Genomic DNA, 8,276 nt, shown 5'->3' on the forward strand with positions numbered 1-8,276 from the left:
GCTTGAGGCGCACTCATCCCGTTTTGTTTACTGGTGGATCCATGAGGGAGCAATAATTTTAGACATTAATGTCACTGTCCCCACGAAAACAAGAGGCAACTGCCTCGGCGCGTTCATGGGGCTTGTCGGGATGAGCGTCGTCGCCGGCGTCCTCGTGACAGCGGGTATGACGCCGGTGGTCGCGTTGGCCGGCGTGAGTGCGACGCACACCATCACGGTCTTTGACAGCCTGCCGGGCTATCTGGGAATCGAGCAGCTCTCGCAAAAGAGCAACATTTATGCCACCCAGAACGATGGCACCCCCATACTGCTTGCGTCGTTCTACGACCAGAATCGGGTCGAGGTTGAATCGGATGCCATCAGTCAATTTGTGAAGGACGCCGCGGTCTCGGGTGAGGATCCTCGTTTCTTTGAGCACAACGGTATCGATGTTCAGGGCACGCTACGCGCGGTTGTGAGCACCATGTATAGCGATTCGCTGCAGGGAGGATCGTCTATCACTCAGCAGTATGTAAAGAACGTTCTTGTGCAGAAATGCGAAGTCATAGCCGACCAGGAGCAGAGCGAACTTTGCTACACGGCGGCGACGGAGATAACCGCCGAGCGCAAACTTCGCGAAATGCGTTTCGCGATCGCCGTGGAGAAGAAGTACGACAAGGCAGACATTCTTCGCCAGTACCTTAACATCACGGGCTTCGGCGGGACGGTCTATGGTATTGAGGCAGCGGCCAATCATTACTTCAACACGACAGCGGCGGCAGTGACTTTACCGCAGGCCGCAAGCCTCGTGGCGATCGTGAACAACCCACGAAAGTTCCAGCTCGATATGCCGGACAGTGTCACCAATGGCGCCGCCAACGACTATGCCGCCAATAAGATGCGCCGCGATTATATTCTTGGGGAGATGCTTGCTGAGAAGAAGATCTCTGCGGCCCAGTACGAGGCAGCGGTCGCCACGGTGATCGCCCCAGTCATCACGGCGCCCAGCACCGGCTGCGCTACGGCTGGCGCCAACGCCTACTTCTGCGACTACGTCGTGCACGCACTCCAGACCGACTCCACTTTTGGTGAGGACGAAGAAACGCGGCTGCTCAATTTTCGCCGTGGTGGGTACGACGTGTACACCACGCTCGACCTGGATCTGCAGGGTGCGGCCGTGACAACCATGAACGAAAACGTTCCCAAGATCTCCAACGCGGGAGACGTGGGCGCCGTCATTTCCAGCGTTCAAGTCGGCACCGGTAGGGTCCTCGCCATGACACAGAACAAGGACTACAGTCAGGATCCGGCCGTGCTGAATTCCGGGACCAATTACACCGCGATCAACTACAACACCGACCGTGCCGCCGGTGGCTCGAGCGGTTTTCAGCCCGGTTCAACCTACAAGGTATTCACGCTGGCCGAATGGCTAAGCGAGGGGCATTCCCTCAACGAGCGCGTTGATTCTGGGCGCACGTCGCACTGGGGCGCTTTCCAAGACAGTTGCCGGGGTCCGCAGCGTTACCCTGGGTGGAACCCCCGCAACGACTCATTGAGTCAAAATAGATCCAATTACAGCGCTCTCGAATCGACCATCAACTCCTACAACACCGGGTATCTGGGCATGGCGAAAGAGCTAGACCTGTGCGGTATCCGGAAGACTGCGGAGGCCTTCGACGTGCACCGCGCCGACGGTAATCCGCTTCGCCAGGGCGCCAGTTCTGTGCTCGGCACCAACGAAATCGCGCCCCTGACCATGGCCGTCGCATTTGCCGGCATCGCCAACGACGGTGTGACCTGCACGCCTGTCGTCATCGATCGAATCGTGGCCGCCGATGACACCGAACTGCCCGTTCCGCAATCCGAGTGCAGCGCATCAGTTGCGCCCGCCATCGCGAGCGCCATGGCCTACGCCATGCAGCGCGTGATGAGCGAGGGCACCGCGCGCTCGTCGTACTACCGGACCAGTCCCCGCGTTCCGATGATCGGCAAAACCGGGACCACAGGAGGCTCAGCGGATACCTGGATGAGTGGCGCCAGCACCGAGGTGGCAACCGTGGCCGGTGTCGTGAGCGTCACGGGCTCCCTCGACCAACGCTCCATGTACTTCGACAGCGGATACGCCGCTACGGCTCGCCATCGAATGTGGCCTGACGTCATGTCCGTCGCCAATGCGAAATACGGCGGAGACGACTTCGCTGACGAATCCCCGAGTGCCCTCCGCACGCTTCGCACCGGCGTCCCCGACGTACGGGACTCATCAACGGCAGAGGCACAAACGACTCTGGAATCTGCAGAATTAACCTTCGCCGACGGTGGAGAGACAACCGACAACCAACCCGAAGGAACACCGATACGTTTTGATACGGCTGCCGGTACACGGGCGCAATTGGGATCAACGATCACCGTGTACTCCAGTACCGGGGTGCAGCCCACATTTCCAGACGTTGTCGGCATGACTAAAAAAGAGGGTTAGCAGGCGCTTGTCGACTACGACGTCCAAACACAGAACCAGACCACTCCCGACCCAACTCTTGTCGGCACCGTCATTTCAATGTCCCCACCTGCCGGAGACACTTTGCCAGCCGGCGACCCAATCAGCATTGTGATCGGCCGACAGTAACCTGCGTGAACTGCTTAGGCTGGACGCCAGCCGACGGGGGCGAACCGGGCATATTCCAGCCGACGTCGCAACGCTCGATCCGATCAGGTGGAGCCCAAGCTTGCTCACTGGGCTGACCGCGTTCCTCATCGCCGTCGCCGTGTTCTTCGGCGCACCCGTTGCTGCTGCCACCTAGGAAGCGCGAAGCCCCACCAGTATTGTGCTATTTCTCAGACGATACCGGTCAAGCCGTGCTCGAGCGCGGCACTTCAGGAACTGTTTCCCTCTGGCCTGTAGATCTGGAATGCCACTATTTGGATGAAAGCGGATCAAAGTTCATCGTGTCTCTCGACTAGTTCATCTCCGGGCTTTAGCCTCGGAAGCGTGACCCCAGTGGTGGCGCTTGGCGTGCCGGCTGTCGTCGCCGTGGTTCGATCGCTCGATCACGCAGCCGCGAGGTCGATCTTCCTGGTCATCAAATAACGTCCCGCTGGGCGTTGCCAGATTTAGGCGGTGCAACGGCTCGCTATCGGTAATGGAATACAGGCGGCCAATAGGTAACTACTCAAAGTTCTTGATTGGGGCAGCAAATTGGGTTACGGGGCCGTCAGAAGGGGATTCGCAATTTCTAGAACAGCTACCGAATCGCCGACTTGAATGCCGCCAACGGTCTCGATTCCTATTCCGTGGACCTCTGCCGTCGTCACGTGCATGATGATCTCCGGATCAATGGGACGTTGCGCAGGCCCATCCGTGCCGATCGACACTCCACTCCAGTCGTAGTCAACCGAGGGGATGCCTTCCTAGGTAGTTATGACGGGTTCTCCTTCGAATACAGCCGTGAGCGCAGCGACCACCGAGTCAATGGGTTCGAAATAACCGAAATCATCGCCCATCGTTCCATCGTCCAGAACGACCTGGATACTACTCGCAGACACAACCAAATGGTCCGGCGTGGCACGAGCCTCAAGGCTCGCCTCTTTCTCTTCTGTGGTCGTTGGGGTATTTGCTGGAGCCGGAATATTCGGCTGAGGCCCATTTGAGGAACAACCGGTCAGGATCACAGCCAGAGCTGCGACGGCTGCGACGAGCGTTCCCATGCATAAGTTTCCCGTTCGATTAAGTTCCGTTCACCGTATCAGGAGCCTGGAAGGCGTCTGGCTTGTGCACACTGGCGAACCAAACCCGTCAGTACAGTGGCGCACATCCCACGACGTTGTCCTTATCCATACGGCTGAGCTTTCCGACATGGCACACGTGTGTCTACGTGCCAACGGGTCTACTCAGGCACGCTCATCTTTTTGGCCGTTGCGTGCCCATTGAACATGACAGGCGGCACTGCTGCAATCGGCGACTGTTTAGTGCAGGCACACACGGCAAGAGAGGACGTCATTGTTGCTTTGAGGGCAGCGAGAGCCGGGCTGGAGGATGTCCTGAGCACGCGAGTTCTCGCCGCGTCTTCCATTCAGAGCGACCCCGCGGACGCTGAAGCAGTCGTTTTCGAGGCCTTCGGGAAAAATGACGCACCAAGGACACTCCGGGGGGTCAACTGCCTTGGCCACCACACGGATCAGCTCGTTGACATCGAAGCTGTTGAACTTGTTGAAGCCTAGGGTTGGGCATGGTTCTGCGTCGCCGATTGCGGCCGCCGATTCTCGGCACTAACCATCCAGGCGTACTGCTCCAACTTCTCGATGAAAAGGTGCAGAATATCGGCGCTGGTGGGGTCTTCCTCGTCGACGGCATCGTGTACGACCCGCATATTCTCCACCGTGAGGTTTAGGCGTTCCGTGATGAGGTTGACCGCGTCCGTGGTGAGAACCTCGCCGGCGGGAAAGCTCGGCAGGTGCGTGGTCGCGGCGACGGTTTCGATGCGTCCGTCGGGCTGCACGTTCAGGGCGCGCAAGCGTTCGGCCAATTGATCAGAGAATTCACGCACCCCCTCGACGATTTCATCGAGCTGCAGGTGCAGGTCACGAAAGTTCGGTCCGACAATGTTCCAGTGCGCCTGCTTGCCCTGCAGGTGCAGCGCAATCAGATCGACAAGAACGGACTGCAAATTCGTGCGAAGTGTCTCGGAGGCGTGCATGGTGTCCTTTCATGAAGCGGGGATAGGACTTCAAGTGTGATGTCACCGTGCCAGCCACTATCGCGGTTGAGCGGGTTTCAACGAACGTCTTGGGCTACTTGAGGTCCCTCTTGATGATATGACTATCAGCTCGAAGACCGCGCCAAGCTGTACTGCTCAAGCAGTGTCTCTGACCCCCGTCGAAAGGACAGCTCACGAGAGAATGTTCACTTCGGCAAGATAATGTCAGGAGTTCAGTCTTGAGTACAAAAAAGAATGCCGTGAAATTGATCGTCATCATTGGCAGTGCGGCCGTGATCACCCTGCGCGAATTCGGTGTTAACGAGACCCTTCGGGGCCGTTGGGTGATGACGTTCACGGCCCGCAATCAGACCGCGCAGATCAAGGGAGGGTCGGGGCGTTCCGCCTACTCGGTGTTCCGGGCGATACGCACGCAACAGTATCCGTCTCTCGGCGCAAATTGGACCTCGCGCTCGCACTCGCCCGCACCGTCTGCGGCTCCTATCAATAAGGCTAAGTTGGCCGCACAGATGCTCGCGGTGTGACCCTTCGCCAGCCGGTGAAATGGACAATTGTGAAGAAGCAGTCCGCCGTCACCGTCATCCTGAGGCTCATATCCGGTTGACTGGAGCACCGCATCCAATGAGCCCGCACTCATGCCCAATGCGCGACCGTGTTCAGCAGACACCCGGGTGAGCGACTCCCGAGCGGGCTCCCCCGTGCGATCGGATTGCTCGATAGCAGAAATCAACAGCTCTCCGGCCAGAGCGTAGTGTCGGTCCGGAACGGATACTACGATTTCGTTGGCCGCTCGCCGGTACAGCTTGGCCGGCCGTCCAGCGCCAGGACCGGTTCGGCCCGTGCGGCGCTGGAATTCGGTGTCCAACAGCCCGCATCCTGCAAGTCTCTCCAGGTGAAACGCCACCGTTCCGCGCGGAACACCGAGCGCTTCGGCCGCCTCATCGCGGCCGACGGGTGTGGCGCTCCGGGAGACGAGATCGAACAAGGAACGGCGCAGCGGGTCACTGAGCGACGCGATAGCGAAGATGTCGTCCGATTGTGATTGTTCGTTCATAATGATGATTATATCTCTAAAACAATGTATCTTGACAAAAGAAACGGGTGGCTCCTACAGTTGGGGCTACGAAGATAGCCAGCACACCAGCAAAGAGGAAACATGCCAGATTCTAAGAGTTATGTCATCGTCGGAGCAGGGCTTGCTGGTGCGTCCGCCGCCAAGACGCTGCGAGAAGAAGGTTTCACCGGGCCCATTCAACTGATCGGCGCCGAAGCGCACCGGCCTTATATCCGGCCCCCGCTTTCGAAGGACTACCTCAGCGGATCCGGCGACCTCGACTCTGTGTATGTAGATCCCAAAGACTGGTACACGGACCATGATGTCGACTTACTCCTCGGCACTTCCGTCGCCCGCATTGATGCCGCGCGCCAGGTCATCCATACCGACGCCGGTGATGAATTCGCGTACAGCAAACTGCTACTAACCACCGGCTCGTCCTCTCGTCGCCTGTCGATCCCCGGGGCAGATCTCGAAGGGGTGCACTACCTGCGTACCTTGGAAGACTCCGACAACCTGCGCTCTCTGCTTGCGGGCGGAAGTATGCGACTCGTCCTGATCGGCTCGGGTTGGATTGGCATGGAGGTGGCTGCGACAGCACGCACCCTCGGAAACGACGTGACAATTCTCGACCGTGACCCCATCCCGCTGGCGACCGTGCTCGGCAACGAACTCGGCCAGATGTTCGCCGATCTCCACGAACAAAACGGCGTCATCCTGCGACGTTCAGTGTCCGTCGAAAGTGTTGTGGGAAAAAACGGTCGAGCTACCGCTGTGAGACTCGAGAGCGGAGAGGTCATTCCCGCGGACGTCGTCGTGGTCGGAATTGGTGCCACGCCCAACGTTGAGCTGGCCGATTCAGCGGGGCTAACGATCGACAACGGCATCTCAGTTGATGCGTCGCTCCGCACGAGCGACCCGGCAATTTACGCAGCGGGTGACGTTGCCAATGCCTACCATCCCGTGGCGAAGCTGCGACTGCGCAGCGAACACTGGGCCAACGCATTGAATGGTGGGAAGGCTGCAGCGCGGTCGATGCTCGGCCAGAACGTGTCCTTCGACGACATCCCATACTTCTTCACCGACCAGTTCGACGTCGGAATGGAGTACTCCGGGTTCGGACCCCTGGCCCGGGGAGCCGATGTGGTGTACCGAGGCGACCGGGTCGGCCGGGAATTCATCGCGTTCTGGGTGGCGGGTGGGAAAGTTGTGGCCGGGATGAACGTGAATGTCTGGGATGTTAACGAAGCCGTGCAAGGCGTCATCCGGCGCGGCAACCAGGTCGATGGCGCCAAGCTCGCGGATGCCGATGTGCCATTGGAATCGCTGTGATCATGGCCGAAACATGTTTCCGTTCCAACCCCTCGGGATCACCCACCGCCTCGCTCTCGGCGAAGGGAAACAGTATCTGCTCTATCCGTTCCGTCGCGATGTCTGATGTCACGTTTGAAGTTGAAACGACCGTCCCTACCAAGCACGGCACTTTCCAGTTCCGCGCCTACCGCGACCTCGTCTCCGGCAGCGAACATCTCGCCGTCGTGTCCGGCACACCAACCGACGGCTGCCTCGTTCGTGTGCACTCCGAATGTCTGACAGGTGAGGTCTTCGAATCTCAGAAATGTGAATGCGGCCCACAACTTAACTCCGCCCTCGACACGATTAATCAGATAGGCGGCGTCGTCATCTACATGCGGGGTCACGAGGGCCGCGGCATCGGGCTCGTCAACAAACTCAAGGCCTACCGACTGCAGGAAGCCGGCTTAGACACGATCGATGCGAACCTCGCGCTCGGCCTCCCAGCGGACGGCCGTGATTATTCTGCTGCGGCTGCGATCCTTCACGATCTCCGGCTTCACGCGGTGCGCCTTCTCACCAACAACCCTGACAAGGTCGACCAGCTCACCGAGCACGGGATCACCGTTCTGGAGCGCGTGCCACTTACAGCGGGTGCGCATCCAGCCAACTCCGCATATCTGCGAACCAAACGCGACCGCATGGGACATCTCCTTCAACACACGCTCTGACCCTGATATGCAAAACCCCGCCGAACACCGCCGGCGGGGTTTCGCACCCGGGCAACGTCTATGCACCACCCAAGTGGTCCACAATTTCCAAACGATCCCAAACGGATACTCAAGCGGTGTAAAAGACACCACTGCGCAAGATTTCCGCGCCAACACAGCCCCACATATAGAGATGACTGCGTCATTGTGACGCGGGCCCTAGCGAGCGGCAGGGGAACTTTGCGGTCTGGTTCTCCCTGCCGCGTGTGCCGTGATTTGCACCAAAAGGGCTGAGTCAAACGGATCGGTGAGGTGCTGGTCTATTCGGGCTTGAGGATGACTTTGGTCCACCCGTTGTTGCGGTCGCCGAAGTTCTTGTAGGCATCCACGGCTTCGCTGAGCGGGATCTCGTGCGAAACGATCCATGAAGGCTTGGCCTTGCCCACGGCAATCAGGTCGCGCAATTGCCGATTGTATTTCTTCACCGGGCATTGGCCGCTGCCCATGCTCTGCCCTTTGAGCCACATC

General features: G+C 59.0%; 5 protein-coding genes and 4 pseudogenes. 5 read left to right on the top strand and 4 right to left on the bottom strand.

The window, feature by feature from the left end; translation table 11 throughout:
* Positions 1–130 precede the first annotated feature (130 nt).
* Positions 131–2,455 carry a transglycosylase domain-containing protein gene (locus E3N85_RS04290; RefSeq protein ID WP_166783854.1) on the top strand — a complete coding sequence of 775 codons (2,325 nt, stop codon included), beginning with the start codon at positions 131–133 and terminating at the stop codon, positions 2,453–2,455.
* Positions 2,456–2,488: 33 nt separating this feature from the next.
* A pseudogene (locus E3N85_RS17100) lies at positions 2,489–2,602 on the top strand (PASTA domain-containing protein); the annotation flags it as partial.
* Positions 2,603–3,384: 782 nt separating this feature from the next.
* Here E3N85_RS17100 and E3N85_RS04300 read toward each other — a convergent pair.
* The gene (locus tag E3N85_RS04300; RefSeq protein WP_134459814.1) at positions 3,385–3,681 is read right to left on the bottom strand and encodes a hypothetical protein; all 297 of its coding nucleotides are present in this window, start codon (positions 3,679–3,681) and stop codon (positions 3,385–3,387) included.
* A gap of 509 nt (positions 3,682–4,190) precedes the next feature.
* Positions 4,191–4,670: a Dps family protein gene (locus tag E3N85_RS04305; RefSeq protein ID WP_134459817.1), complete on the bottom strand. Its 480-nt coding sequence runs from the start codon at positions 4,668–4,670 to the stop codon at positions 4,191–4,193.
* Between the two features lie 239 nt (positions 4,671–4,909).
* Between E3N85_RS04305 and E3N85_RS16700 the strand changes: the two genes are divergently transcribed.
* Entirely contained in the window at positions 4,910–5,215 is a 306-nt protein-coding gene (locus E3N85_RS16700) for a hypothetical protein (RefSeq protein WP_241978296.1), read from the top strand.
* A gap of 344 nt (positions 5,216–5,559) precedes the next feature.
* Here the strand turns inward: E3N85_RS16700 and E3N85_RS17105 are convergent.
* Positions 5,560–5,745, bottom strand: a pseudogene (locus E3N85_RS17105) (ArsR/SmtB family transcription factor); the annotation flags it as partial.
* Positions 5,746–5,847: 102 nt separating this feature from the next.
* On the opposite strand from E3N85_RS17105, the gene E3N85_RS04315 reads away from it, so the two are divergent.
* Positions 5,848–7,077 (top strand): NAD(P)/FAD-dependent oxidoreductase, encoded by a 1,230-nt coding sequence (locus E3N85_RS04315; protein ID WP_134459823.1) that lies wholly within the window; start codon positions 5,848–5,850, stop codon positions 7,075–7,077.
* A 101-nt stretch (positions 7,078–7,178) separates the two neighbouring features.
* Positions 7,179–7,769: pseudogene (gene ribA, locus E3N85_RS04320) on the top strand (GTP cyclohydrolase II); the annotation flags it as partial.
* Positions 7,770–8,068: 299 nt separating this feature from the next.
* Here the strand turns inward: ribA and E3N85_RS04325 are convergent.
* Positions 8,069–8,276 (bottom strand): annotated as a pseudogene (locus E3N85_RS04325) (aldehyde dehydrogenase); the annotation flags it as partial.

Source organism: Cryobacterium sp. Hz9, from assembly GCF_004402825.1.
Taxonomy (GTDB): domain Bacteria; phylum Actinomycetota; class Actinomycetes; order Actinomycetales; family Microbacteriaceae; genus Cryobacterium; species Cryobacterium gelidum.